The 24978-nt window shown below is 67.0% G+C and carries 26 protein-coding genes; 15 read left to right on the forward strand and 11 right to left on the reverse strand.

Annotated elements, in window-relative coordinates; genetic code table 11:
* Positions 1 to 23: 23 nt before the first annotated feature.
* Complete coding sequence (locus G6N66_RS06260) at positions 24 to 785, reverse strand: SDR family oxidoreductase (protein WP_062906319.1); 762 nt, start codon at positions 783 to 785, stop codon at positions 24 to 26.
* 176 nt (positions 786 to 961) lie between these two features.
* Here G6N66_RS06260 and G6N66_RS06265 point away from each other — a divergent pair, with 176 nt between their 5' ends.
* The 8 genes from G6N66_RS06265 to G6N66_RS06300 are packed head-to-tail and all read left to right on the forward strand — an operon-like array spanning position 962 to position 8928.
* Entirely contained in the window at positions 962 to 1960 is a 999-nt protein-coding gene (locus G6N66_RS06265; protein WP_232065689.1) for a dihydrodipicolinate synthase family protein, read from the forward strand.
* A gap of 15 nt (positions 1961 to 1975) precedes the next feature.
* On the forward strand, positions 1976 to 3097 hold the full coding sequence (locus G6N66_RS06270) for an acyl-CoA dehydrogenase family protein (protein WP_062906317.1): 1122 nt from the start codon (positions 1976 to 1978) through the stop codon (positions 3095 to 3097).
* Positions 3090 to 4085 carry an acyl-CoA dehydrogenase family protein gene (locus G6N66_RS06275; RefSeq protein ID WP_231111474.1) on the forward strand — a complete coding sequence of 332 codons (996 nt, stop codon included), beginning with the start codon at positions 3090 to 3092 and terminating at the stop codon, positions 4083 to 4085. Before G6N66_RS06270 ends, G6N66_RS06275 begins: the two co-directional genes overlap by 8 nt.
* Entirely contained in the window at positions 4082 to 4882 is an 801-nt protein-coding gene (locus G6N66_RS06280) for an enoyl-CoA hydratase/isomerase family protein (RefSeq protein WP_071509268.1), read from the forward strand. Before G6N66_RS06275 ends, G6N66_RS06280 begins: the two co-directional genes overlap by 4 nt.
* Complete coding sequence (locus tag G6N66_RS06285; protein ID WP_071509269.1) at positions 4882 to 5622, forward strand: SDR family NAD(P)-dependent oxidoreductase; 741 nt, start codon at positions 4882 to 4884, stop codon at positions 5620 to 5622. The genes G6N66_RS06280 and G6N66_RS06285 overlap by 1 nt, the downstream gene beginning before the upstream one ends.
* Positions 5619 to 7271 carry an AMP-binding protein gene (locus G6N66_RS06290; protein WP_071509270.1) on the forward strand — a complete coding sequence of 551 codons (1653 nt, stop codon included), beginning with the start codon at positions 5619 to 5621 and terminating at the stop codon, positions 7269 to 7271. The genes G6N66_RS06285 and G6N66_RS06290 overlap by 4 nt, the downstream gene beginning before the upstream one ends.
* On the forward strand, positions 7268 to 8092 hold the full coding sequence (locus tag G6N66_RS06295; RefSeq protein ID WP_081235403.1) for an acyl-CoA thioesterase: 825 nt from the start codon (positions 7268 to 7270) through the stop codon (positions 8090 to 8092). The genes G6N66_RS06290 and G6N66_RS06295 overlap by 4 nt, the downstream gene beginning before the upstream one ends.
* Entirely contained in the window at positions 8089 to 8928 is an 840-nt protein-coding gene (locus G6N66_RS06300; RefSeq protein ID WP_062906390.1) for an enoyl-CoA hydratase, read from the forward strand. The genes G6N66_RS06295 and G6N66_RS06300 overlap by 4 nt, the downstream gene beginning before the upstream one ends.
* Before the next feature lie 30 nt (positions 8929 to 8958).
* Here G6N66_RS06300 and G6N66_RS06305 read toward each other — a convergent pair whose 3' ends face one another.
* The 4 genes from G6N66_RS06305 to G6N66_RS06320 are packed head-to-tail and all read right to left on the reverse strand — an operon-like array spanning position 8959 to position 10859.
* Positions 8959 to 9453 carry a YceI family protein gene (locus G6N66_RS06305; protein WP_158084893.1) on the reverse strand — a complete coding sequence of 165 codons (495 nt, stop codon included), beginning with the start codon at positions 9451 to 9453 and terminating at the stop codon, positions 8959 to 8961.
* Positions 9443 to 9583: a hypothetical protein gene (locus tag G6N66_RS06310; protein WP_158084894.1), complete on the reverse strand. Its 141-nt coding sequence runs from the start codon at positions 9581 to 9583 to the stop codon at positions 9443 to 9445. Before G6N66_RS06310 ends, G6N66_RS06305 begins: the two co-directional genes overlap by 11 nt.
* Positions 9580 to 10257 carry a class I SAM-dependent methyltransferase gene (locus G6N66_RS06315; RefSeq protein ID WP_062906622.1) on the reverse strand — a complete coding sequence of 226 codons (678 nt, stop codon included), beginning with the start codon at positions 10255 to 10257 and terminating at the stop codon, positions 9580 to 9582. The genes G6N66_RS06310 and G6N66_RS06315 overlap by 4 nt, the downstream gene beginning before the upstream one ends.
* Positions 10257 to 10859, reverse strand: a complete 603-nt coding sequence (locus G6N66_RS06320) for a pyridoxamine 5'-phosphate oxidase family protein (protein WP_081235445.1) — start codon at positions 10857 to 10859, stop codon at positions 10257 to 10259. The genes G6N66_RS06315 and G6N66_RS06320 overlap by 1 nt, the downstream gene beginning before the upstream one ends.
* Positions 10860 to 10913: 54 nt before the next feature.
* On the opposite strand from G6N66_RS06320, the gene G6N66_RS06325 reads away from it, so the two are divergent.
* The 3 genes from G6N66_RS06325 (at position 10914) to G6N66_RS06335 (ending at position 13417) form a co-directional block, all read left to right on the forward strand.
* Positions 10914 to 11576 carry a TetR/AcrR family transcriptional regulator gene (locus tag G6N66_RS06325; protein WP_071509972.1) on the forward strand — a complete coding sequence of 221 codons (663 nt, stop codon included), beginning with the start codon at positions 10914 to 10916 and terminating at the stop codon, positions 11574 to 11576.
* A gap of 85 nt (positions 11577 to 11661) precedes the next feature.
* Entirely contained in the window at positions 11662 to 12225 is a 564-nt protein-coding gene (locus G6N66_RS06330) for a MarR family winged helix-turn-helix transcriptional regulator (RefSeq protein ID WP_062906581.1), read from the forward strand.
* A gap of 694 nt (positions 12226 to 12919) precedes the next feature.
* Complete coding sequence (locus tag G6N66_RS06335) at positions 12920 to 13417, forward strand: Dps family protein (RefSeq protein ID WP_062906580.1); 498 nt, start codon at positions 12920 to 12922, stop codon at positions 13415 to 13417.
* On the opposite strand, the gene G6N66_RS06340 is transcribed toward G6N66_RS06335, so the two are convergent.
* From G6N66_RS06340 to G6N66_RS06355, 4 genes are read right to left on the reverse strand one after another with little or no spacing between them, the layout of a single operon-like run.
* Complete coding sequence (locus tag G6N66_RS06340) at positions 13414 to 13857, reverse strand: pyridoxamine 5'-phosphate oxidase family protein (RefSeq protein WP_062906579.1); 444 nt, start codon at positions 13855 to 13857, stop codon at positions 13414 to 13416. The two genes, G6N66_RS06335 and G6N66_RS06340, sit on opposite strands and share 4 nt — an antisense overlap.
* A 23-nt stretch (positions 13858 to 13880) precedes the next feature.
* Positions 13881 to 15521 carry a class I adenylate-forming enzyme family protein gene (locus G6N66_RS06345; protein ID WP_062906578.1) on the reverse strand — a complete coding sequence of 547 codons (1641 nt, stop codon included), beginning with the start codon at positions 15519 to 15521 and terminating at the stop codon, positions 13881 to 13883.
* Complete coding sequence (locus G6N66_RS06350) at positions 15521 to 16765, reverse strand: cytochrome P450 (protein WP_062906577.1); 1245 nt, start codon at positions 16763 to 16765, stop codon at positions 15521 to 15523. The genes G6N66_RS06345 and G6N66_RS06350 overlap by 1 nt, the downstream gene beginning before the upstream one ends.
* A 1-nt stretch (position 16766) precedes the next feature.
* Positions 16767 to 17906 carry an amidohydrolase family protein gene (locus tag G6N66_RS06355; RefSeq protein WP_372506912.1) on the reverse strand — a complete coding sequence of 380 codons (1140 nt, stop codon included), beginning with the start codon at positions 17904 to 17906 and terminating at the stop codon, positions 16767 to 16769.
* 231 nt (positions 17907 to 18137) lie between these two features.
* Between G6N66_RS06355 and G6N66_RS06360 the strand changes: the two genes are divergently transcribed.
* Together G6N66_RS06360 and G6N66_RS06365 are read left to right on the forward strand one after the other, a co-directional pair.
* Complete coding sequence (locus G6N66_RS06360) at positions 18138 to 19172, forward strand: acyl-CoA dehydrogenase family protein (protein ID WP_062906575.1); 1035 nt, start codon at positions 18138 to 18140, stop codon at positions 19170 to 19172.
* A gap of 4 nt (positions 19173 to 19176) precedes the next feature.
* Entirely contained in the window at positions 19177 to 20343 is a 1167-nt protein-coding gene (locus tag G6N66_RS06365; RefSeq protein ID WP_062906574.1) for an acyl-CoA dehydrogenase family protein, read from the forward strand.
* 21 nt (positions 20344 to 20364) lie between these two features.
* Here G6N66_RS06365 and G6N66_RS06370 read toward each other — a convergent pair whose 3' ends face one another.
* Entirely contained in the window at positions 20365 to 21159 is a 795-nt protein-coding gene (locus G6N66_RS06370) for an SDR family NAD(P)-dependent oxidoreductase (protein WP_062906584.1), read from the reverse strand.
* Positions 21160 to 21171: 12 nt separating this feature from the next.
* The gene (locus tag G6N66_RS06375; protein WP_062906573.1) at positions 21172 to 21936 is read right to left on the reverse strand and encodes an SDR family NAD(P)-dependent oxidoreductase; all 765 of its coding nucleotides are present in this window, start codon (positions 21934 to 21936) and stop codon (positions 21172 to 21174) included.
* A 154-nt stretch (positions 21937 to 22090) separates the two neighbouring features.
* On the opposite strand from G6N66_RS06375, the gene G6N66_RS06380 reads away from it, so the two are divergent.
* Entirely contained in the window at positions 22091 to 23761 is a 1671-nt protein-coding gene (locus tag G6N66_RS06380; protein ID WP_062906572.1) for a thiolase C-terminal domain-containing protein, read from the forward strand.
* Between the two features lie 16 nt (positions 23762 to 23777).
* Positions 23778 to 24977 (forward strand): acyl-CoA dehydrogenase family protein, encoded by a 1200-nt coding sequence (locus tag G6N66_RS06385; protein ID WP_062906571.1) that lies wholly within the window; start codon positions 23778 to 23780, stop codon positions 24975 to 24977.
* Position 24978 lies beyond the last annotated feature (1 nt).

The following is a 24978-nucleotide window of genomic DNA, read 5'->3' on the forward strand; positions in this document are numbered from 1 at the left end:
AGCTCATTCGCGTCGGCGCCGGGTCAGCTGCTTGCTGGACGGACGTGGATCACGTCCATCATCACTTCGCGCGGCCGGGTGATGACGTCGTGCAGCACGTTGGCGACGGTCGTCGAGGTGAGGAGGTGGGTGCCACTCATTCGGGTCAGGTAGCCGTCGGCTTCCCAAAGGGGCCAGGCCTTTTCGAGGTCGCCCGGGCCGAAGTTCTCGTGAATTCCGGTATCTCCGACCGCGCCGAGGATGACCAGGGTCACCCGGATGCCGTCTCGTCGCAGCTCCTTGCTCATGGCTCCGGTGAACCCGTTGAGGCCGCGCTTGGTGGCGGCGTAGAGGGTCATCATCGGCATGTCGTCGAGGGTGATCTCCGAGGAGATGTTCATGATGTCGCCGCCGCCGGCCGCGCGCAGCAGCGGAATCGCCGAGCGCGTGGTGTAGATGGGAGCCACCAGGTTGGTGTTGATCGTGACGGCGATGTCTTCGTCGCTGGCTTCCTCGATCAGCCGAATCCGGCTAGCCCCTGCGGAGTTGATCAGGACGTCGATGCGGCCGAACTGCGCTGCGATCTGATCGAACGCGGCGTGCACATCGTGGCTGCTGGTGACATCGGTGACGATCGGGACGGCGCTGGGCCCGATGATCTCCACGACCTCGTCGAGGAGCAGTTTGCGGCGGGCGAGCAGCACAACCGTCGCGCCATCCTGCGCGAGCCGAATTGCGGTGGCCCGGCCGACGCCCATCGATGCGCCGGCGACCACGGCGACCCGGCCCCCCATGCTCTGCGACATCAAGCTCCTCGTGTTTTGCCAGGCGCGGCCATATCGACATCCGCCATCGTCGTGCGTGCGCAGTGCACTCGTTCCTTGCAATCAATGCACATATCGTTCTACCATGACGCGTACGTGATAGTCATCACCTGGTCCCGAGAAGCTCGTGTCCGGTAACAGTGCTGAAGGAGTCGCTTGTGGTCACCGGTGTCACCGGCAAAGAAGCGAAGGACTGGGCGTCAGAACACCTGTGGGGCAACTGCAGCTCGCTCTACACCCCGTTCCGCGGTCTCGACGGCGACGAAATCGACTACGAGGCGCTTCGCGCGTTGGTGCGGCACTGCCTGATCGACCTGGATCAGGACGGCATCTGGCTGACCGGCGGAATCGCCGAATTCTGGTCGCTGACCACCGACGAACTCAAAGAAGTAGCCCGGGTTGCCATCGAGGAGGCCCGACGGATCAAACCCGGCGCGCTGCTGCAGGTGATGTCGAGCACCGACACGGCTAAGCAGGCCGTCGAGCTCACGCTGAACGCCCAAGAGTTGGGCGCCGACATCTGCTACATTCTGACGCCCTACTTCGAGTGCTCCGGCAAGCCCGGCGTGCTGGAGTACATCCGCTACGTCGCCGACCGCACCGACATGCCGCTGGGCTTCTTCAACTCCCACTCGACAGGGCTGGTACTAACCCCCGAGGAATGCGTCGAGCTCTACCACGAAGTTCCGGCACTGTGTGGGCTCAAGAACGGGCTGCTCGACGCGCAGCACAGTCTGGCGATCCATCAGCTGGCCCCGGAAATGGTCATCTGGGAAGCGGCCGACGAGGCCGGGATCCGGTTGGGGATACCCCATCCTGGGGCGCTCGGTTCTGCGCTCTACCTTTACGAGAAGCCGGGCGCATTGCTGTTCAGAGAATGGCGAGAACTGCTGGTGCAAGGCGATTTCGAGCGCGCCGACAGCTTCGCCGCCGAGACCGGCTTGACCGCCATGCGTGAGGCAAGCCGCCGCTATCAGTCGCATCCCGCCCGGCCCGGAATGTTCACCCACTGGGGAGCCGGATTCAAATTCGGCGCCTCGTTGCTCGGACTGCCCGTCGGCGACCACCCCGCCCGACCCCCGCAGACTGCGTTCCCCGACGATCTGAAGCCGCCGATCCGTCAGGCCTACGTCGCCTCTGGGTTCATCGAATCTTAAGAACGGGCGGCTGTCGTGGAGGTGCGCGAATTTCGCGCGGGGGTACGGGCCTGGATCGACGAGTTCGGAGCGTCGCTGGTCCCGGCGGTCGAGGACCAGAGTGTCGAGGCGCAGTTAGATCACCAACGTCGCGTGCAGCAGTTGCTGTTCGACGCCGGTTGGATGCGCTGGGGATGGCCGGCTCGTGTCGGTGGTCTGGGGGGCTCGCCCATCCTGCGCGCCGTCCTCGGCGAGGAGCTCACCAGTCGAGCGCTGGTGCACACCACGTCCTGGTCGATGCACGAGGTGCTCGGACCGGCGGTGGCCGAATTCGGCCGGCCCGACCTGGTCGAGGACATCTTCCCGCGGCTGTTGCGTGGCGACGAATTCTGGTGTCAGGGGTTCTCCGAGCCCGACGCGGGCAGCGATCTGGGATCGATGCGGACGACCGCGCGCCCCATCCACGACGGTTGGGTTATCAATGGAGAGAAATTGTGGACCAGCTGGGCTCACCACGCCACCCGGTGCGTTGTGTTGGCCCGTACCGCCGGTCCCGGTTCACGGGGTATCAGCGCCTTTCTGGTGGACATGGACACACCGGGGGTGACCGCGAGCCCATTGGAAACCATGGCCGGCGTCGACGAATTCTGCTCGACGTCGTTTGTCGACGTCGAGGTCCCCGCGCGGCGTCTGCTCGGTGAGCTCGACGCCGGCTGGCGCGTCGCGCAGTTCATCTTGGCCTGTGAACGCGGCCCGATCTTCTGGCAGCGCGGCGCCTGGCTCGCTCACCATCTCGGCCTCCTCCTGGGCACCGCAGGCGACGGAGCGTCCATGTCGGCGCTCGGTGAGGCCTATCAACTGTTGTGGGCCTTTCGCGCCACATCGAAGAGCACCCAGGAGCGCATCGCTGCGGGTGATCTGCCCGGGCCCGAAGCCTCGGTGGACAAGATCATGATCGCTGCCGCCGACCAGGCCGTGTTCGATGCGGCGCGCGATCTGCTGCGCGGCGACATGGAAACCAGTGACACCGCGCGCAGCCGGGCATGGCGGCGCGAGTGGGCGTACTCGCGAGCGGCCACCATCTACGGAGGCACCAGTGAGATCCAGAAGGACATCGTGGCGTCGCGGCTGCTCGGATTGCCGAGAGCGCGTGACTGAGGCCCGCACTATCGACGCCGCGGAGCGTGCCCTGATGGCGGCGACGGTCCGCGGACTGGCCGAGGAGCTGGACGGGACCGAGCTCGCGCAGGCACTCGATGCGTTCGGATTCGCCGAGCTGCTCGCCGAGGCGCCCCGGGATGCGGTGTCGGCGCTGTTCACCGCGCTCGGTCGCGCCGGCTCGATGTCGACGTCTCTGCAGGACGTCCTGCTGCAACCGCTGGCCGCGTACCTGCCGGCGGCGACGACGGACTGCAACGTCGTGCTGCCCGGCATCGGCGCCGACCTGGTTGGCGCGACTGACGGCGAGCCGCTGGCGGTGCACGGCCTGGTGATCGGGGCGCGTCCGGCCCTGAGGTATCTGGCGCCGGTCGCGATCCGCGGTGAGCTGGCCTGGATCGACCTGCAGGAGTCCTCGGGGATCTCGACGCGGCGGGTCGACGGCCTTGATCCGGCGTTGGCGATCACCGAAGTCACCGGCGTCGACGTGACGGCCGACATGCTCGTAGCGGGGAAGCCGGCCGTCGCCGCCTGGGAAGCGGTGGCGACGGGGGGCCGGCTGGCACTGGGATATCAGATCATCGGTGCAGTCGGGCAGATGATCGACCTTGCCGTCGAACATGCCCGCAGCCGAGTGCAATTCGGCCGGCCCATTGGCTCGTTTCAGGCCGTTCGAACTCGCCTGGCCGACGCGCACGTCGCCCGCGAGGGTGCCGCCGCGGCCCTCGCCTCGGCCTGGGCCGCGGACGACCCCGTTCTGGCGGGTCTGCTGGCGAAATCGTTGGCGGGGCGCGCGGCCCGCATCGCCGCCACCCACTGCCAGCAGGTGCTGGCCGGCATCGGCTTCACCGCCGAGCATCCCTTCCACCGATTCTTGGCGCGCGCGATGGTGCTGGATTCGGTGCTGGGTTCGGCCAGCCAACTGCCCGCAGTGATCGGCGCCCACCTCATCTCGGCGGGGAAGATACCGCGGCTGGTGGACCTGTGAGCGACCCGTCCCACGCGCACCCGGCCGTCGTCGTCGACCGGCACGGGCCGGTGGCGTGCGTGACTTTGGCCCGGCCCGAGAAGGCCAACGCCATGGATGCCGAGATCACCGATGCCCTACTCGCGGCGGTCCTGGCGCTGCATGACGACCCCGATGTCCGCGCAATGGTGCTCACCGGTCAGGGCGGCGCCTTCAGCGCCGGCGGGGACTTCGAGACCATCCGCGCGATGCGTGCCGACCGCCAGCTGCGCGAGAAAGTCTTGGCCGCCCACCAGGAACTGTTCTGGGCAATGACGCAACTGCCTTTTCCGACCGTGGCCGCGGTCAATGGCCCCGCGGTCGGTGCCGGCGTCACGGTGGCGCTGCTGTGCGACCTGGTCGTGATGGCCGAAGACACCTTCCTCAGCGATCCCCGGGTGTCGCTCGGGCTGCTCGACGGCGCCGGCGGGTTGCTGCTCTGGCCGTTGCTGACCAGCCTGTCCGCCGCCAAGGAACATCTACTCCTGGGAGACCGGGTCAGAGGCGTCGAAGCCCATCGCCTGGGGCTGGCCAACCGAGCGGTACCGGCATCCGACGTGCTGGAGGAGGCACTGCAGCTGGCTAAGCGCCTCGGCGCGCTCCCGCCGCAGGCCGCCCGGCAGGCGCGCCAGCTGCTGAACTTTCACATCGATCGGGTCGCCGCGTTACTGCCACAGTGCGCCCGCGCGGAAATCGAGTGTTTTGACACCGAGGAGCACCGCGCGCTGCTGGAACGTCTGAGCGCACGGGTGGCGGCGAAGAACGCGAGCACCCCGTGATGGGCCGTGTCGCACTGGTCACGGGCGGAACCCGGGGGATCGGTCGTGCTATCACCGACCGGCTGAGCGGATCCGGCGTCGTGGTCGCCGCGGCATATGCCCGCGACGACGCGGCGGCGAACGCGGTGCGCGACGACGCCGCGCGGTGCGGGGCGACCGTGACCCCGCACCAGGCCGATGTCGGGGAACCGGCTTCCTGCCAGCGGCTGGTCGCCGAGGTCCTCGAGCAGCACGGGCGGCTGGATTATCTGGTCAACAACGCGGGGATGGTCAACGAGCAACGGCTCGCCGAGGTCAGCCCCGAGGACTGGCACCGCCAGCTCGCAGTGAATCTGTCTGCGGCATTTTTCCTCAGCCAGGCGGCCTTGGCGCACATGACCCAGCAGCGTTTCGGCCGAGTGGTCAACATCGGCTCGGTCACGGCGCTGCTGGGCAGCCCCGTGCAGGTCGCTTATGGCGCCGCCAAGGGCGGCATCGTCGGCCTGACCAGATCCTGTGCTCGCGCCGTCGCCCGCAAGGGCATCACCGTGAACTGCGTGATCCCCGGCAGCTTCGACACCGATCTGTCCGCCGAATTGGTGTACACGGACCGAGACGCGGTGACGTCGATGATCCCGGTTGGGCGGTGGGGTCGGCCCGAGGAGCTGGCGCACGCCGTCGCGTTTCTGCTCGACGACCTCGCGTCCTACGTCACCGGAGCGGTCCTGACCGTCGACGGCGGAATGAGCATGGGTGGATGAGGATAAACCGAACCCGACTCACCGCGGCCGATATCGTGGCGCCGCCGGTGGCCCCGGATCGCCTCGCGGAATACCGCCGCTTCGGCTACGTCAGCGACCAGACGATGTCGGCTTCGGTCGTCCGCGCCGCCTGTCAGTGGGGCTCACAGCCGGCCGTCATCCAGGGCGGCCACCAGCTGACCTACCAGGAGCTGCTCGAGGTGGTCGAACGTGCTGCCGCGTGGCTGGGCGGAGCCGGTATCGGCCCGGGTGACGTGGTCTGCTGGCAGACGCCGAACTGGTGGGAGGCCCACGTGCTGGGTCTGGCGATTTGGCATGCCGGCGCGGTGAGCTGCCCGATCGCCCCGTTCTACCGGGAACACGAGCTGCGCCAAGTCATCGAGCAGGTACGGCCGGCCGCTGTGGTGACCGCCGAGTCGTTTCGCGGCTTCGCCCACGCCGAAGCGTTCGACGACGTCCTCGCCGAAGCCGGTCTCGGTGACGTCGCCCGTATCGTGCTGCGGGGAACCCCGCGGGGCTGGGCACCGTTCGATGCGGTCATCGCGCACGGTCGCCGCCAAGAATCCGCCGTCGTCGAGGCCGATGATCCGTGCCTGATCCTCTTCACTTCGGGGACTACGTCGGGTGCCAAAGCCGCGGTGCACTCGTCGCGCACGTTGCTCGCCGAAACCCGGCAGCTCGCCGATGCGTGGGGCCTGTCCTGGGAGGACGTCGCATACATGGCCGCCCCTTTGCAACACATCACCGGCGTGCTCAACGCGATGACCATCCCCCTGCTGGTCGGCGCCTCCGCGGTGCTGGCCGAACGGTGGGAAGCTGATGTCGCGGTGACCGACATCATGCGTCACCGCGTGACCTATTCGGCCGGGGCGACGGTGTTCCTGCAGGAATTGACCGACGCTGCCCGCGCCGCCCACGTTCACCTGCCGCTGCGCATGTTCGCCTGCGGCGGGGCGGCGGTCCCACGCGCAGTGATGGAACGCAGCGAAGAACAAGGAATTCCGGCAGCGCGGGTGTACGGCATGACCGAGCTTCCAACCGCGACGGTAATGAACCGCGCCTATCCGTTCGACCTGCGGGCGGAGACCGACGGCGCGATCGCCCCGGGAGTGCAGGTCCGCGTCGTCGGGTCGGACGGCGAGCCACTGCCCGCGGGCTGCGCCGGCGAACTGCTGGTGCGCGGACCCGAGCAGATGCTCGGCTACCTTGACCCTGAGGCCAACCGGGCCGCAATCGACGACGCAGGATGGTTCTCAACCGGAGACGTCGGTCTCGTCGACGGCGCGCGCTTCGTCACCATCACCGGGCGTGTCAAGGATGTGATCAACCGGGGCGGCGAGAAGTTCTCCGCCCGCGACATCGAAGACCTGCTCGTCAAACACCCCGCGGTGCGCCACGCCGCCGTGGTGCCCGGACCCGACGCGAGGTTCGGTGAGGTTCCGGTGGCGTTCGTTGTGTTGGATCGGCCGGGTGAGGCGTCCGCCGAAGAGCTGTCGGGGCACCTGCGCGCCACCGGTCTGGCACGCCAAAAGACCCCCGTCGCATGGCATTTCGTGGACGCTCTACCGATGACACCGTCGGGCAAGGTCAAGAAGTTCGAGCTGGCCGCAACCATCGATACCGTCGCCGCCGCGGGAAGGCAACGATGAATCTCGATCAATTTCGCGCCATGCTCACCCTGGGTGGCGACGCCGAGGGCCGCACGGTGCTGCCGGTTCCGGACCCGAGCGTCGAGCGGATCTTCGGCGGGCAAATCATGGCGCAGCTCATCGTTGCCGCCGCGCCGCCGGGATCGGCCAAAACGGTGAAGTCACTGCAAATCGCGTTCCCTCGCGCCGGACGCGCCGCCGAGCCGTTGTACCTGGACCTGGAGCAAACCCACGACGGGCGCTCGCTGGGACATCGACGTGCCGTGGCGTGGCAGGGCCAGCAGACCGACCGCCGCGTGGTCGCGACCGCGTCGATCCTTCTCGACCGCGCCGACGACAGCTACGACTACCAGTACAGCACCGCCGAGGCCGGTGATCCGATGGCGGGCAAGCCAATTGACTTCGCTGTGATCCCGGGCGAAGCCCGCCTGATCGGCGACGGACTGGACGTCGAGGATGCGGTGTCCGCGGAGCTCGGGTTCTGGATGCGCTGCCCGGACTTCACCGATACCGCGCTTGCCCAACCCGTCATCGCCTACATCTCGGACTGGCCCCTGATAGGCACCCTGCTCAAAGCGGTGCCTGGGGTAAGCCAGCGCGACGCCCACGTCAGCGTCCAAACCGGCGTGGTGACCCATTCGGTGTGGTTTCACCAAGAGTTCGACGTCGCGGAGTGGCTGCTGGTGCAAATCCACGGCGTGCGATTGGTCGGTGGCCGCGGCTTCGGCACCGGCAACGTCTACACCCAGTCCGGAACACATGTCGCGTCCTTCGCGCAGGAAAGTGTCATACGGACCCCACCGAAAGGAATGCAGCCATGACAGCGCAACACTTCGTCCGCTACGACGTCGAGGATCGGGTCGCGGTCATCACCCTGGACCGCGCCGACGCCGCCAACGCCCAGACACCGGGCATCTTGAAGGATCTCGATGAGGCCTGGCGGCACGCCGACGAGGACCCCGAGGTGCGGGTCATCGTTTTACAGACCTCCGGCAAGCACTTCTCCGCCGGGCACGACATGTCGGGCACCGATCCGTCGGCTGACGGGCGCAGCCTGAGCCCGCGGCGCACCGACGGCAAGCTCCTCGCGGACACCTACTACGACTGGGAGACCCGCGGCTACCTGGAGTACGCGAAGCGCTGGCGCGACATCCCCAAGCCGTCCATCGCCGCGGTTCAGGGCAAGTGCATCGCGGCCGGGCTGATGCTGTGCTGGCCATGCGACCTCATCGTCGCCGCGGACAACGCGCAATTCTCCGACCCGGTCGGCCTGATGGGCATCATGGGCGTCGAATACCACGCGCACACTTGGGAACTCGGGCCCCGCAAGGCCAAGGAGATGCTGTTCACTGCCGGTTCGGTGACCGCCGAAGAGGCGCTGCGCTGCGGGATGGTCAATCACGTTGTGCCGCTTGAGGATTTACGGTCGGCCACCATGACGCTCGCTCATCGCATCGCCCAGACCGACCCCTGGGCGCTGCGCATGGCCAAGCGCGCGGTCAACCACACCCTGGACACCATGGGCTTCTCGACGGCGATCGCGTCATGTTTCGACATGCATCATCTCGGCCACACCCGGGCGCTGGCCGCGACCAACGGGCAGACCGTCGTGATGGCCGACCTGGAACGGATGAAGGCCGCGGGCCGCGGAAAGTGAAATGGTTTGCCGGCAAGGCCCAGCGGTCTGTCAGGCCCGCTTGAGGGTGACGTCGAGGATGACCTTGACGGGCTTTGTGGTGCCCCGTCGGCTGATCCCGTAGTCCATGGGCGACAGGACCACCGTGGCCTTGTAGCGGGGCGGTCCCGCTGTAGTCGACCGCGTCGCGTGAAAGGTGACCGACTGGCCGATGTCTCGGATGCGGAGGGTGCCGGTGACGTTGAGCCCGGTGGGCGTTTCGACGATGGCGGTGCTGCGGAAGTTCATGGTAGGAAACCGTGCGGTCGCAAACACGTTATCGGCCCTGAGGTGCTCGTCGCGAAGCTTCATGCCGGTGTCCACGCTGTTGGTCCATATCACGGCCGAGATCGCGGATGCGGCCACCGCGGGCCCCACGGTGATCACCGATTCGTAGCGGTCGAACCGGCCGTTCACCTTTATGCCAAAGACCGCCTTAGCCCGAAAACCGATTGACGTCGCCGCGCTATCCAAGATCCACTCGCCGACGCTCAATTCAGGGTTCACAACGCACCATCCTCTCCTTTGACGCGTACTTGACGACGGTGCGCTGCCCGCCGAGGTCGATTGCCGCGTCATCGGTTGCCACGGTGGCCTCGACGGTGTGTGGGCCGCCGACAACACGGCCGCCCGTCAATGCGCCTCGTTGCGAAATGGCAACCGCGCCTCGAAGAACTCGACCGCTCCGCTGCGTTCAAGTGTGACGACATCCAGGCCGAATTCCTTTAGCCATTCCTCGATTTCGCCTGTGCGCGCAGTGTTTCCGAACACACCGGCGCGACGCAGCATCGCGATCAGGGCATCCTGGCGCGGACCCCGACCGATAACGCATGACGTTCCCCGCAGGGTCCCGCCCGGCCGCAGCACTCGAACAAGTTCGGCCAGCGCCGCGCGCGGATCCGGCAGACAGTGCAGCCCGTTGTAGGTCAGGCACAGATCAAAGCTGGCGTCGGCGAATTGAAGTGCGGTCACATCGGCTTGGACGAACTCGATCGCGTCGTGTACCGCCCGTCGGTCCGCCTCCCGGCGCGCGCGCTGGAGCATGTACGGCGATATGTCGGCCGCGACGTAATGCACGGCTTGACCGGTTCGCAGACCGCGGAAGGCCAGGCCACCCCCGCACGGGATGTCGAGTACCGAGGCGCCGACCGGGGCATCGGCGAGTCGCGCGATGTCGGTGAACATCCGCCGCAGGTCGGCGCCCCACATCGCCCAGGCGCCGAGCCTTGCGACACTGTCGTGCTTGACGCCGGCGTCGTAAATGGCCGCTGTGACACGATCAGAGCGCCATTTCTCGGTGACGTCGGTCATCACTCGGCGTGCGTGTCGGGAGCGTCCCAGGGCAGCGACCCCGAGACCCAGTGGGCCAGTTCCTGCTGTTCGTTGCTGTGCAAGTGTCGTGGCGGCGTCACGAACGTCGCGTACGGTCGGCAGCGCACCAGCACCCGGCCTTCCTGCTCTGCGACAGCTTTGACCGCGGGGCGTAGCTCGGCGGATACTGGCTCACCCGACATGCGTTCGGCCACTGCCATCATCACGTCGATCAGGGTTTCCTCGTCGTCGTCGATCACCGCATCGCAATAGACCTGCAGGTAGGCGAACGGCCAGGTCTCGTCTAGTACACAGAGACTGACTTTGCCGTTGCGGGCCACGGCTTTCGCCTTGGCGCGACCGGCCATGGTCGCCACCAGCAGGTCGTTGTTGCCATCTGGGACGTAATAGACGATCGACATCGCCGGGCCGTCCGCTCGGCGGCCGTAGCCGAATACGCAGGTGCGGTGGGTCCGGACGAATTCCCGCCGCTCCGAGGGCAGCATGTCGCGATCCGTCGGCGCTTGAAACGGGGCCTTCGACAGCGGCAACAGACGCGCCGGTGCGGCGACTCCGTCGTGGGTCTCGCGGGCAGTGCTCATGGATCGGGCCTTTCACCGTTATTATCGACTGATAATAACGGTACACTTTCAGCGATGGAACGCAAGGCCCCAACGCCGACCACGGTGCGCCTGCGCCGGGCGAGGACCGACATCCGCCAGGCGCTGCTGGAGTCGGCGCTAGTCGAGTTCGGGGCCAAGGGCTTCGACGGCGCGTCGACGCGGACGATCGCATCCCGCGTGCAGGCGCATCAGCCGCAGATCAACTATCACTTCGAGTCGAAAACGGCCCTGTGGACCGCCGCGGTGGATCACCTGTTCGCGCTGTTGCGCGAGGCATTCGACGGCGCCATCCCTGCGACGCCCACCGGCGTTGAAGTGTCGGCACTGGCTACCGCCTTTGCCGACGGGATACGTCGATTCGTAGCATTTGCCGCCGAGCACCCCGAGCTCAACCAGATCATGGTTCATGAGGGCACCGCAGAGACCGACCGGTTGAAGTGGATGATCGAAACGCATGTAAAGCCGTTCTTCGACGGTATCCGACCGGCCTGGCGAGTGCTTCGCAAAGCCGGCGTTGCTGCACCCATCGACAGCGAGATCCTGTACTACGTGCTCATTGGCGCGGCATCGCTGCCCTACGTGAATGCCCCTGAAGTCCGCCTTCTCACCGGGCGGGATCCCAGTAGCGCCACCTGGATTCGGGCTCACGCCGACGGATTGGTCGCCATCCTGCTGCCGGGGTTAGCCGCCGGCTGATACCCGCGTGGCAGTCGGCGCGGCCGGGCTGGAGCCAGCTTGCTTTACTTGCTCGCGCGAACAGATATTCCGTAATGTAAGCCTCGTGGCAGCTGGGAAGCCGGGCGGCAAGAGAGCACGAAGGACGAAGCAAGAAGGGGTAACTCCGCTTACCGCGGGTGAAGTCAAGGTGATTCGAGCACTGCACCCGGGTTTTGTGACCATGATGCGGCAGCTCGATGCTGACTTGCAGCGCGAGCATCGTATGTCGCACGCGGAATTCGTCGCGTTGATGTTTTTGTCCGAGGCTTCCGACCGCACGCTGGGGCTCAGCGAACTGGCTCGGCGCTGCCAGCAGTCGTTGAGCGCGATCAGCCGCACCATCGGGCGGTTGGAGGCCCAGGCGTTGGTCCGCCGTGAGCAGTCATCGCAGGACGCCCGCGCTTACAACGCTGTGCTCACCGATGAAGGGCTCACCCGATTGGAGCAAGCCGTCCCAACCCACGTCGTCAGTCTGCGTCGCCACCTATTCGATCACCTCGACGGCGTCGACCTCAAAGCCATCGGCAATGCATTCGCAAGCATCGCGGCCGCCGCTAGTGGAGACCCTCACGCGGTTCCCGATCAACCATCACCAGACACCCCGGTTGGGCGATACATCACGGGCTGAACGGCAGCGACGCCGCGTTGGAGACTTCAATTTCGACGTGGTTGCCCGGGCTGGGGCGGTGGCGGTAGTCCCGGCACCCGCGCAGCGAGACCCTCCCGGATCCCCGCCTCTATCCCTGCCGCCGGGCTGCCAGCGGGTGGGGTGGTCTTCTGGCAGCTACAGCTGAGGCCGCCAAACGGGTTCGGGCCGGCGCCGCCGACCGCGTTCGAGTCGGCGTTGGCCGGTGCTGCCGCCCCAACAATGGAGCCGAGAGCAATCGCGGCGCTGACCGCTATTTTGGTGATCACTCGGCGGTGCTGAGTCGTCATGTCGTCCTCTTTCCTCGAGATGAAAACGGACGCCTCGTCGCGGTGACCGTCTGACTTGCCTACGCCAGCCTATACTTGCTTGCGCGTACAAGCAATCGATGGTCAGCAGGCATGCCATGCTTCGATCTGCGCATCCCTCGCCACGGCACTCGAAAGCATGTGCCGCCGAGCAGGCTTCGACTTCTGTAGCCGGGTCGTGAGCAGGCCACCAGCGCTCACCATGGGTCGTTGCGGGCCTTCTTGGCATCGCTCGCGCTTCGTTGACTGTAAGCGACGTCACCGATCGGCCTCCGGCATTAGCCCTTGTTTGTTGGCGCCAGCAAGCATAAACTTGCGAGCGCAAGCAAATTATCGGGAAGAATAGGTGACCCATGACCGCAGCCCCCATGACCGATCGGCGAGGCAATCGTCGTTTTGCCGACGACATCGTGAACTTCACGGCGTCCCCACGGCTGGCCGCCAATCTGCAGCGCGTGCTAGTCGACCTCATCGAACTGCACCTGCAAGGCAAGCAAGCACACTGGAACGTCATCGGCTCAAACTTCCGCGATCTGCACCTGCAGCTCGACGAGCTCGTTGACGCCGCGCGCGACGCCAGCGACACCATCGCCGAGCGGATGCGTGCCCTCGACGCCGTTCCCGACGGCCGGTCCGACACGGTCGCAGCGACGACAAGCCTGCCGCAATTCCCGGCCGACCAGGTAAACACCGGTGACGTCGTCGATCTGGTGACCGCGCGGACGTACGCAACGGTCGACACCATCCGTGACGTGCACGACGCCGTCGACGCCGAAGAGCCCAGCACGAGCGATCTGCTCCACGAGATCATCCACTCACTGGAGAAGCTCGCGTGGATGATCAGGTCCGAGAATCGAAAGATTTAATAACTGAGAGGGTGGAGCATTCGCTTGGCGTCGAAGCTGTTCCACGCTCGCGGACGAAGCTCGATGACGACGCGGTCCTGCCGGGCCAACGCCGCGGCGTCCAGGCCCGCCATTTGGCAGAACCGCGGGTAGAACCATTCGGCTGTGGACACGTCGTCGTGCACGACCGCCAACGTCCGGGCACTGATCATCCGGCCATGGCCGAGTGGTTTACCTGCGCTGGACACTGCGACCGTGCTTCGGGGGTCCGCGACCAGGCAGGCGACCCGGGGACGGTCGCGGAAGGACGTCACCCAGAAGGCATCGCGCTCAAACACGTAGGTGAGGAACGTCGATACCGGCCAGCCGTCGCTGTTGAGCCACCCGACGGCGCACTCGGTCTGCACCGCGAGCAGTTGCGTTCGCTCGTCATCAGTCAGTCGGAAGGCCGTGAAATCCATGGCTTTCCCTTCCTCGTCAAGTCCTAGTCGCGCCGAAGCCGGTCCGCCGCCAACACCCGGACCAGCTCCTGGCGGTCGAGCTTGCCGGTGGGCAGCATCGGCAGTTCGTTCTCGGCGAGAACCGTGACGATGGTCGGCACCTTGAACCCGGAGAGATTGGCGCGGGCGTGGGCGGCGACGGCCTCGGTGGACAGCTGGGCCCCGTGTGCGGGTACGACGGCGGCGGCGACGATCTCGCCGCGCACCGGATGGGGCAGGGCGACGACGAAGCTGTGCAGCACGCCGGGCATGGCGTCCAGTACCGATTCGACCTCGGCCGGTGAGACATTCGACCCAGCGGTTTTGATCAGGGCGCTGGCGCGGCCCGTGAAGTGCAGATGCCCGGCGTCGTCGAACCAGCCACGGTCCCCGGTGTCATACCAACCGTCGGTGGTGAACACCTCGTGGCGTTCCTGCTTGTAGATGCCGCTCATCACGATCGGGCCGCGCACTTGGATCTCGCCCTCTTGCCCCGGCGCAACCTCGAGGCCTGCGGCGTCCACGATCCGGTGCTGCACGACCCCGGGCAGTGGGATCCCGAACGAGCCGCGGCGTTCTGGCGGTAGCGGGGTGTCGGGCACCTCGACCATGGTGTGCGGGCCGCCGGTCTCGGTCATGCCGAGCAGGTTGGGGGTCAACTCGGGTTCGCTGGGCCGACGTTCGGGCGGCAGCGCCTCCAGCATGGTGCCGCCCCTGACGCTGGACAGGTCGCGCTTGGCGAAGTCGGGATGGTCGGCCATGGCTTGACTGGCCTGCGCCCAGCACGAGATGAACGTGGCCCGCTCGCGTTCCAACAGCGCCAGCGTGGCACCGGCGTCGAAGACATCTTGGGCCAGGATCGCTGCTCCGGTGGAGAGCGCCTGCAACACCACCATGGTCAGTCCGCCCACCCAAAAGAACGGCATCGGGGAGTAGATGCGGTCGGTGGCGGTGACGCCGCGGTGGCGGGCCAGGATGGCTGCATGGCGCACCAGGCTGCCGTGGGTGTGCGCGACGGATTTCGGGAGTGCCGTGGTCCCGGACGTCGTGACCAGCACGAGCTCGTCGGCGGGGCGGACCTCTTGCTCAGCCGAGCCGGTCAGCGGCGCGACGGGACCAAAGCTGGTGGGCCAGGGCGTCGTCCACTCCCGGTCGCAGTCGGGCCACACGTGCACCCGCCGCAGGTAGGGGACGGCCTGGAGGGCGATCGCGGGGTCGCCGTCGGCCAGGCCGGGCAGGGCGTCGGCGACTCGGGCGACGAGGTCGCGGCCGGCGATCGAGCGGCCCATCAGGAGCACCTGGGTGTCGGTGTGGCGCAGCAGCCGGGCGAGTTCGGCGCCCGGTGCGAAGGTCGACAATGGGACCGTGAGCGCGCCGATGCGTGCCGCGGCCAACCACGCGATGAGCCACTGGGCGCAGTTGGGGAACAGGATGCCGACACGGGTTCCCTTGCCCACGCCCGAGGCCAACAGCGCATCGGCGAGTGTCCTGGACTGCGCGTCGGCCTCGGCGAAACTCAGCCGCTCGTCGTCGGTGACCAGGAACTCGCCGTCGGGCTGCGCGCGCCGCCGCGACAGCAGTTCGGGGACACTGCCCGGCAGGTCGGCGGGTGCCGATTTGTCCGACGCGGTCGGCGCCGCGGCCATCAGCCGACGTGCACCGGAATGTGCGAATAGCCGGCCACGTTGGACATCGTCACCCGCTGCAAACCGTCGGGGTTGACGGCGAAACGCGGCCAGTGCTCGCGGATCGCGTGCAGGGCGACCCGGGTCTCGAGTCGCGCCAGCCAGGAACCCAGGCAGCTGTGGGCGCCGTACCCGAAGGCCAGGGTGGTGGCGCCGCCCCGCCTGATGTCGAAAGCGTCGGGCCGGTCGTAGGCGCGCGGGTCGCGGGTCGCCGCGCCGGTGACCAGCAGCGTCGGGTTTCCCGCCGGGATGGTGCCGCTGTCGAGTACCACGTCGCGGGTGGCGAACCGGCCCTGATATTGCGAGGGCGGGTTGAGCCGCAGCATCTCCTCGATCGCGCCGGGGATCAGTCCGGGATCGGCGAGCACCAGCTCCCATTGATCGGGATTGTGGTGGAAGGCCATGACGCCGTTGCCCACCAGCTTGGTCACCGTTTCACTGCCCGCCGCCGCGATCAGCACCGCGAACGTGGCGATGTCCTCGTCGGTGAGCCGGTGCGTCACACCGGTCTCGTCCTCGTAGCTCGCGGTCACCAGGCGGCTGATGATCAGGTCGTCGGGCCGGCGGCGCTTCTCGCGGGCCAGGTCCAGGAAGTACTCGCCCATCGCCATCGAGGCAGCCACTCCGCTCTCGGTGGCGAAGGGATTGTTCTTCTCGCGGTGCAGGAACGCATCGGTCCACAGCCGGATCTGCTGGCGCTCGCCCGGAGGGACACCGAGCATCGAGGAGATGATTTCCACCGGGAACAGCGCCGCGAAGTCGGCCACCACGTCGAAGTCCTCTTTGCCCGCCAAGGCCTGGACGTAAGAGGTCACGACGTCGGTCACCAGTGGCTCGAGGTTGGCGATCGCCGCCTTGGTGAACACCTGGCGCACCAGCTTGCGCAGCCGCTCGTGTTCGGGAGGATCCAGGAGGATCAACATATTGAGTTCGTCGAACTTCCGGCGCATTGACAACGCATCCAGGGTGACCCCATAGGAGCTGCTGAACGTCTCCCAATCCCGATGGGCGGCCACGACGTCCTCATACCTGCTCAGGGCATAGAAATCCCACCGCTCGCTGTAATACACGGGCGCCTCGTCGCGCATCCAGCGGTAGGTCTCGTACGGGTCGTCGAAGAAGCTGTCGGAGTACGGATTGAACTCCATCGGGGAGCCGTCCTCGCGCGGTTTGGTGGCCGATACCGCCCCATGATCAGTCGACATGTCAGGCGTCGATCCGCATCATGCTCGACAGCGTGCCGCCCATCACCATCGCGATCTCGTCGTCGCTCAGCTCTGGGTGCCGCTCGGGGTAGCTGAGCGGATCGGCCAGACCCTCGGGATGCGGGTAGTCCGAGCCGAAGAACAGGTGATCGATGGGCACCAGCTTCGCGAGCTCGGCCACGTTCTCCTCCCAGAAGGGATTGAAGTAGATGCACCGTTGGATGGCCTCCACCGGATCCTCGCTGTAGAGCTGCGGCATCTTCTTGCGGGTGTCCTTGAGGTTCTCCAGCAGCCGCGGCAGCCAGGTCGTTCCGTTCTCCACCATGCCGATCCGCAGCTCGGGAAACCGCGTCAGGAGTCCGTGGCAGGCCAGCGCCGCAACCGCATCCTCTGCCGGGTTGCGCGCCAGGCTGTAATAGGAGCGGAACGGCGACGGCTGGAACGGCCGGAACTCGCCGGAACCCTCCCAGTCGTTGGCGTAGCGCGAGTACCCGCTGTCGGAGGCGTGCATGATGACCAGCACCCCGGTCTCGACGACCCGCTTCCAGAACGGGTCGAATTCGGGCAGCGCGAATGACCGCGGGCCGTGCAGCCCGGGCACCGGAGCCGGGCGGATGAGAATTGCTCGGGCGCCGCGCTCGACCACCCAGTTCAGCTCCTCGATGGCGTTGTCCACTATGGGCAAGGTGATGATCGGGGTCGTGAAGATGCGGCCCTTGTAGTCGAATTGCCACGTCTCGTGTAACCACTGGTTCAGCGCGTGGATGATCGTGTGAGTCGCCTCGGGGTGCTCGCGGAAGCGCTCTTCCACCAGGCTTGCCAGCGTCGGGTACATCATCGACTTGTCGATGCCTTGCTCGTCGAGGAGCGCCAGGCGGGGCGCCGGTTCACGCATCGCGGGAGTTGCCTCGATCGCTTTACCAAGGATTTCGCGATGGGATTTGCCTTCGGGGTTGCCGTTGTGGAAGTAGTCCTCCTGGGCCCCCGGAGCGGCGACCTTGTCGAACGTCGGGTTGGGAATGTACTCGCTGATCTGTCCCAAAGTGGCGATCTTGGTGCGTCCATCGACTTCCACGTAGCGGATGGCGCCGTGGTACTCGGGCGGCAAGAACTTGGTGAGGGCATCGCGTGTCTCGTACATGTGGTTATCACCATCGAAGACCGGAAATCCCAACCGCGATGTCATTGAACTCCTCCTCCTGCCGGCCATAGCTGCATCGCAGAACGGCCGCTACTCCACAGTGCGACAATCATATATGCGGCTGACTCTAGCATCGAGTGCTAGAAAAGAGGATATAGGTTTACTTTTTCGTCGTGCATCAATCCGTTTACGGGTAACGTGCCTTCTGTGGCGGCTGTGAGGAGGAACTAGGTGGATCTATCGCTGACCAGGGAGCAACGCGCGGTCCGCGACGCGTTCGCCGCCTTGTTCGGGAAACAGGCCACGCCAGAACGGGTGCGCCGAGCGGAGCAGGGCCCGTCCATAGGCTTCGACGAGCTGCTCTGGCAGCACTATGCCGACATCGGTGCGCTGGGTATTGGCGTGCCCTCGGACTGCGGGGGTGGGGACGGCGGTCTCCTCGAAGTCGCGCTGGTGGCTGAGGAAGCCGGCCGACGTCTCGCCCCGATCCCGGTCGCCGAGACCGCGGCCGCAGCCCGACTGCTGGGTCGCCTTCGCGAAAAAGAACTGCTGGTGCCAGTTCTGAGCGGATCGGTCATCGTGTCACTGGCCACGCGGCCCGGCCCGGCGGCACAGCAGTTGCTGGTCGACGGCGCAATCGCTGACGCGGTGCTGGCCCTCGACGGAGACTCCCTCGTATACGTGAACCGCCCGGCTGGCCTGCCCAAGACGGCGCACCGCAACCTCGGCGGGCTTTCGCTGGCCCGGTGGCACGCGCCGGGCCCGACCACCGTGCTCGCCGAAGGCAGTGAGGCGCGCGCGATCTTCGACACCGCGGTCGACGAGGTACGGGTGCTGCGCGCGGCCGCGCTCGTCGGGTTGGCCTCCGAGGCGGTAGGGATCGGTTCCCGGTACGCGATCGTTCGCGAGGCCTTCGGCCAGCCGATCGGAATGTACCAAGCGGTCGCGCATCCGTTCGCCGACGCGATCACCGCCCTGGATGGTTCCCAGCTGCTGGTCCGCAAGGCCTGTTGGGCAATGGATTCCGCGCAGGACGATGCCGGCGCGCTGGCGGCGATGGCGTTCGTGTTCGCCTCCGAAGCGGCCTATCACGCGGCGACGCACAGCCTGCATGTCCAGGGCGGATACGGGTTCATGGAGGAATACGACATCCAGTTGTATTACCGCAGAGCCAAAGCGTGGGCGGCGGCGTTCGCCGACCCGCGACGCGAGCTGCTCACTGTCGCCGACCGACGGTTCGGGCCCGTGACGACCGGAGGTCGGTGACTCGATGGACTTCAGCGAACCCGAGAACTGGGCCCGGATCCGCCGCGAGGCAGAGCACTTCACCGCCGAACACGTCACTCGCGAGGTGATCGAGCATGAGCGCCGGACCGGCGACGGCGTTGATCGAGCGCTGACCCGGAAGCTGGGGGAGCGCGGCTGGATCGCGTCGGGGTGGCCGGTCGTCGAGGGTGGCGCCGGACTGGATCCGTTCGAGGCGGCCGCGCTGTGGAACGCATTGCGCAAGGGAGGCGTGCCGACCGCGGGCCCGGGAACGACCATGCTGCCGGCGAACGCCATCCGCGCCACCGGCTCCGCTGAACTCAAGGCCAGAATCCTGCCAGGCGTCGCCGCCGGTGAAATCCTGATCTGTCTGGGCTACACCGAGCCGGCAGGGGGCTCGGATGTGTTCGCCTGCGCGACCCGGTCTCAGCGCGACGGCGAGGAGTGGATCGTCAACGGGCAGAAGATCTTCACGACGTTCGCGCATCTCGCGGACTACTGCTTCCTGCTCACCCGCTCGCAGTCCGGGTCGGCGGGGCCGCGGGGCCTGACGATGCTGCTGGTACCGCTGGACACGCCCGGCATCGAGATCCAGGCGGTGCGCACCATGGGTCACGAGCGCACCAATATCGTGTTCTACAACGACGTGCGGGTGGCCGATGCGAACCGAGTCGGCGAGGCACACCAAGGCTTCGCCGTGATGCGGGCGGCGCTCGAGGCCGAACAGAATGTTGCCCCCGGTTCACGCACCGGGTGGGTCGCTGACGATGCGCTAGAGTTCGCGCGCACGCACTGCGGACCCGACGGCACCGAGCTGATCACCGATGTCCTGGTCCGCGAACGCCTGGCCCGGATGGCAATGGAAGCCGAGGTGGCCGACCTGCTGGATTTGCGAGTGGCCTTCCTTGACGCGGAAGGGGACAAGCCGGGCCCGGTGTCGGCGCTCTTCGGGCCGGAAAGTTACGTGCGCGCGTCAGCCGCGGCGATCGACATCGCGGGGGCCGCGGGCATGATCGACTGGACCGATCCGCAGAGCGCGGTGGATGGCAGCCTGGACGCGCACTATCGGAGTGCCGTCGCGACAACAATCTACGGTGGATCCAGCGAGGTGCTGCGCAGCCTCATCGTGGAGAACCGGCTGGGGTTGCCGCGCAGCCGTCCACGGCGGTGACACACTGAGAAGGCAACGCCCTCAGAGGAAGTCGCTGCCACCGTCGACGTTGATGTGGGCTCCGGTCATGTACGTGTTGTCGGGTGAGGCGCAGAACGCGATGACCGCGGCAACCTCGTGAGGCAGCCCGAGCCGACCCAGGTCCACCGACATGCCGTGGCCGCGCCCCAGCAATGCGAAGGCACCCACTGGGTCATCCGTCGCAATCCCGGCGGAGGCGAGCACCGGTCGCGCCCAATCGGTGAGGATCGGCCCCGGGGCGACGGCGTTGACCAAGATGGCGTCGCTCGCCAGACTGCGGGCGAGGTTCTTCGTCACGCTCAGTAGCGCGCTCTTTGCCGCGGTGTAGCTCACCAACCCCGCCGACTGGTGCTGCACCGACATCGCCGTCACGTTCACCACCCGGGCCCACTCCGCGGCTCGCAGCAGCGGCAACGCCGCACGCACGCAGCGCACTGCGCACAACACCCCATCGTCGAACGCCGCTGTCCACTGCGCGTCGCCAAGGTCCTCGAAGCAACCGGCCCCCGTTGGACCGGCGGCATTGACCAGCACGTTGAGTGCGCCCCACCGCACACCAACCGTCGCGAAGATGGCCTCGACGTCCGACGCCGAGCCCAGATCCGCGTTCAACGGCAGCACCTCCGGACTGCCGGCGGCTGCCAATTTCGCTGCGGTCTCCGTCAGCCGGGCTTCGTTCCTGCCGATGACGCCGACCCGGGCGCCCTGTTCGGCCAGGCACAATGCGGTCGCAAGTCCGATGCCGCGGGTGCCCCCGGCAATCACCGCGGTCGCGTCGGCGAATCCAAGGTCCACGATGGTCACCGGCTACTTCGGCGCGAACCGTTGGCCGGCGTCGAGTCGGATGGTCGACCCGTTGAGCATCTGGTTCTCGACAATGGACAGCGCCAAGGAGGCGTACTCGTCGGGCTTTCCCATCCGACGCGGGAAGGCCGCGTCGCGGGTCAGCTCACCAGCCATTTTCTCCGGAATCCGCGATGTGATCCCGGTCGCGAACAGGCTAGGCGCGACGGCGGTGACCCGGATGCCGAGGCTGCCGAGATCACGTGCCATCGTCAAACTCATGCCGGCGATCGCGGCCTTGGCGGCGCTGTAGGCGACCTGGCCGATCTGCCCTTCGAACGCGGCAATCGAGGACGTGTTGACGATGACGCCGCGTTCGTCGTCGACGGGCTCATTTCGGCTCATGTGCCAAGCCTGTAACCGGTTCAGGTTGAAGGTGGCGATCAGGTTGAGCTCGATCACCGACCGAAAGGCGTCCAAAGGGTGTGGTCCGCTCTTGGACAGCGTTCGCGCCGATACCCCGCCCCCGGCCGTGTTGACGGCGATGTGCAGGGCACCCAGGTTTTCGACGGCCTCCGCTAACGCGGCCTCCGCGCCGTCGCAATCGGTCGCGTCGCATGGGTGAAACGACGCACCGGCGCCCAGTTCCCTGACCACGGCGGCTCCGTCCGACCTCGGTAGGTCCAGCACGGCGACCTTTGCGCCACGCTCGGCCAGCCGCTCGGCGGTCGCCCGTCCCATGCCCGAGGCGCCTCCAACGACCACGGCGGCGCTGTCCTTGACCCTCACGCGAACCCCTGTCTGCTGCGATGACGGATTGTCGTGTTACGAGGTCATCACAGTACACATAAGTAGAGTCTCCCTCTACCATAACGGCGGATCTAATATTCGTAATCTGCTACGGTTCGTGTTGTTTATTCGTCGGTTGCGACCCGGAGGTGCGATGACAGTGCGCGGGCACGCCGAGCCGGTTGCGCGTCCCTTGCCCCACGCGAGCATCAGCACCGAGTCGTTCTGGACCAGCGGAGCCGACGGCCGGCTCAGGGTCGCCCAATGCCAATCGTGCAGCCGATTCCACCACCCACCGAGCCCGATCTGTCCGCAGTGCCGCAGCATCGAGGTGGCGATGACGCCCGTATCCGGACGCGCCACGGTCGCCGGTTTCACCGTGAACCACCAGCAGTGGCTGCCGGGCTTCCCGCCGCCCTACGTCGTCGCCGTGGTCGCCATCGCCGAAGACCCCTCGGCCCGGCTCACCACGAACATCGTTGGCTGCGAACCCGACGACGTCGCCATCGGCCTGCGGGTCAAGGTGGTGTTCGAGCCGCACGACGACATCTGGATCCCACTGTTCGAACCGGATTCCGAGGCATCCGGGCCCGGACCGGTCCCAGGCCCGGGTGACCTAACTTCCCACGTGCGGCCCATGTCGTCGCCCCACAAATTCGAAGACAAGGTGGCGCTCACCGGGGTCGGCAGCTCGACGATCGGGCGTCGCCTGATGGTAGATCCGCTGTCACTGACAATGACGGCGTGCCTGCGCGCCGTCGCGGACGCGGGGCTGAGCCTGGCCGACATCGACGGCCTGGCCACCTATCCGGGAGGACTCGCCGGCGGGATGTCGGAGGGCGGGGTCACCGCCGTCGAGGAGGCGCTGCGCATTCGACCCACCTGGATCTGCGGCGGGGCTGAAGTGCCCGGGCCCAGCGGCAGTGTCGTGTCCGCCATGCTCGCCGTCGCGGCCGGGCTGTGCCGGCATGTGTTGTGTTTTCGGACCGTGTGGGAATCGACGCACACGACCCTCGCCAGGCGCGCGAAGTCCGCGGCCGGGGCGGGCCGGGCGTCGGGCATGTTCGAATGGCGGGCACCGTTCGGCGCCATGTCGGCCGCCAACTGGATCGGGGTCAACGCCTCACACTACTTTTGGCGCTACGGCGGCGACCGCGCCTCGACGTTGGCACCCATCGCCCTGACCGCGCGCGCGAACGCGTCGCGAAATCCGGCCGCGATCTACCGCGACCCTCTCACCCTGGACGATTATTTGTCGGCGCGGATGATCAGCTCGCCGTTCGGCCTCTACGACTGCGACGTGCCGTGCGACGGGGCGATCGCCGTGATCGTGTCGTCGATCGACACGGCAGCGGACCGACCGAAACCCGCGGTGCTGGTCGAAGCGGTCGGCACCCAGGTGCTCGACCGAATCTCTTGGGACCAGGACACTCTCACGCACGAGCCGCAGGTCTTTGGACCCGCCGCGCATCTGTGGACCAGAACCAGCCTGCGGCCCGACGATGTCGACGTCGCCGAGCTTTACGACGGATTCACCTTCAACGCCGTGTCGTGGCTGGAGGCGCTCGGCTTCTGCGGTCTCGGAGAGGCCGCGGATTTCCTCGACGGCGGAAGGACGATCGCGCTGGACGGGAAGTTACCGCTGAATACCCATGGCGGTCAGCTGTCGGCGGGACGGACCCACGGCTTCGGCTTCGTGGCCGAGGCCATCGCGCAATTGCGCGGCGAGGCGGCCGAGCGCCAGGTCGCCGACGCCCGGGTTGCGGTCGTCACCACCGGCGGCGGCACCCCCGGGGGCGCATTGCTGCTGCGACGGGCGCACTGATGCGAAGGACGGACGTATGAAGCTGGAACAGGATCCTGAGATCGATCAGTTCCGCGCGGAGGTCAGAGGTTTCCTCGAGAAACACCGCCCAGCGGTGCGCACGAAGGGCAGAGCTGGGACCCGCGCACCCGAAGCCGAGGACATCCCCGCCCTCCGGTCATGGACCGCCCGGCTTTTCGAAGCCGGATACGTGGGTGCTGACTGGCCCTCCGAATGGGGCGGTGTCGGCGCCAAGGACGCGCTCCGCGCGACCGTCGTGGGTGAGGAGATGGCGCGGGCGCGGGTGCCCACGCCGATCGGCGCCGGCCTGCTGGCGGCCGCGGCCCTCATCCACTGCGGGCGCCACGACCAGCAGCAGCGCTACCTGCCCCGGATCCGGACCGGCGAGGACATCTGGTGCCAGCTGTTCAGCGAGCCCAGCGCGGGCAGCGACCTGGCCGGCCTGTCCACCCGCGCGCGTCGCGACGGCGATGACTTCGTCGTCGACGGCCAAAAGGTCTGGACCACGAACGGCCAACACGCCCAGCTCGGCTACCTGTTGGCTCGAACCAACCCCGATGTTCCCAAGCACGCGGGCATCACCGCGTTCATCCTGGACATGACCAGTCCGGGCGTCGACGTGCGGCCGCTCCGCGAGATCACCGGCACCAGTGACTTCAACGAAGTCTTCTTCGACGGCGTCCGGATACCGAAGGACAACGTGCTCGGCGAAGTCGACGAAGGCTGGAAGGTCGCCACCACCAGCCTCGTCGAGGAGCGCTCCAGTGTGGGCACCGCGGGCATCGTCATGCTGCGCGCGGTGCGCGATGCGGTAACGATGGCGCGGTCACTGCGGCGCGGATCCCGCGCCGCGCTGGACAACGATGCGGTCCGCCAAGACATCGGCCGGCTCTACGCGGCCGCGCGGGTCAACGTTCGGCTGGGCCAATACAACCTGTCGCGCGCGTTGAGTGGCGAGGCCGATCCCGGCGACGCCCCTTTGGCCAAGGTGCTCTACAGCGAAAGCAATCTCGCGCTCACCGAGTTCGGACTCGGACTCCAAGGCACCGACGCGCTGCTCACCGACGACGACCCCGAGGCGATCGCCGGCGGTTGGTGGCAGGACGCGTTCCTGTATTCGCGAGCTCTGACGATCGCCGGTGGCACCAACGAGGTGTTGCGCAACATCATCGCCGAGCGCTCGCTCGGATTGCCCAGGGAACCGCGCGGTTCCTGAC

This window comes from Mycobacterium conspicuum (assembly GCF_010730195.1).
Classification (GTDB): Bacteria; Actinomycetota; Actinomycetes; order Mycobacteriales; family Mycobacteriaceae; genus Mycobacterium; species Mycobacterium conspicuum.

Coding starts and splice junctions, on each gene's coding strand:
- G6N66_RS06260 (WP_062906319.1), bottom strand. CDS start 785: ATGTCGCAGAGCATGGGGGGCCGGGTCGCCGTGGTCGCCGGCGCATCG.
- G6N66_RS06315 (WP_062906622.1), bottom strand. CDS start 10,257: ATGACCGACGTCACCGAGAAATGGCGCTCTGATCGTGTCACAGCGGCC.
- G6N66_RS06320 (WP_081235445.1), bottom strand. CDS start 10,859: ATGAGCACTGCCCGCGAGACCCACGACGGAGTCGCCGCACCGGCGCGT.
- G6N66_RS06350 (WP_062906577.1), bottom strand. CDS start 16,765: ATGTCGACTGATCATGGGGCGGTATCGGCCACCAAACCGCGCGAGGAC.
- G6N66_RS06290 (WP_071509270.1), top strand. CDS start 5,619: ATGAGGATAAACCGAACCCGACTCACCGCGGCCGATATCGTGGCGCCG.
- G6N66_RS06285 (WP_071509269.1), top strand. CDS start 4,882: ATGGGCCGTGTCGCACTGGTCACGGGCGGAACCCGGGGGATCGGTCGT.
- G6N66_RS06335 (WP_062906580.1), top strand. CDS start 12,920: ATGACCGATCGGCGAGGCAATCGTCGTTTTGCCGACGACATCGTGAAC.
- G6N66_RS06385 (WP_062906571.1), top strand. CDS start 23,778: ATGAAGCTGGAACAGGATCCTGAGATCGATCAGTTCCGCGCGGAGGTC.
- G6N66_RS06325 (WP_071509972.1), top strand. CDS start 10,914: ATGGAACGCAAGGCCCCAACGCCGACCACGGTGCGCCTGCGCCGGGCG.
- G6N66_RS06355 (WP_372506912.1), bottom strand. CDS start 17,906: ATGTACGAGACACGCGATGCCCTCACCAAGTTCTTGCCGCCCGAGTAC.
- G6N66_RS06345 (WP_062906578.1), bottom strand. CDS start 15,521: ATGGCCGCGGCGCCGACCGCGTCGGACAAATCGGCACCCGCCGACCTG.
- G6N66_RS06340 (WP_062906579.1), bottom strand. CDS start 13,857: ATGGATTTCACGGCCTTCCGACTGACTGATGACGAGCGAACGCAACTG.
- G6N66_RS06380 (WP_062906572.1), top strand. CDS start 22,091: ATGACAGTGCGCGGGCACGCCGAGCCGGTTGCGCGTCCCTTGCCCCAC.
- G6N66_RS06300 (WP_062906390.1), top strand. CDS start 8,089: ATGACAGCGCAACACTTCGTCCGCTACGACGTCGAGGATCGGGTCGCG.
- G6N66_RS06295 (WP_081235403.1), top strand. CDS start 7,268: ATGAATCTCGATCAATTTCGCGCCATGCTCACCCTGGGTGGCGACGCC.
- G6N66_RS06365 (WP_062906574.1), top strand. CDS start 19,177: ATGGACTTCAGCGAACCCGAGAACTGGGCCCGGATCCGCCGCGAGGCA.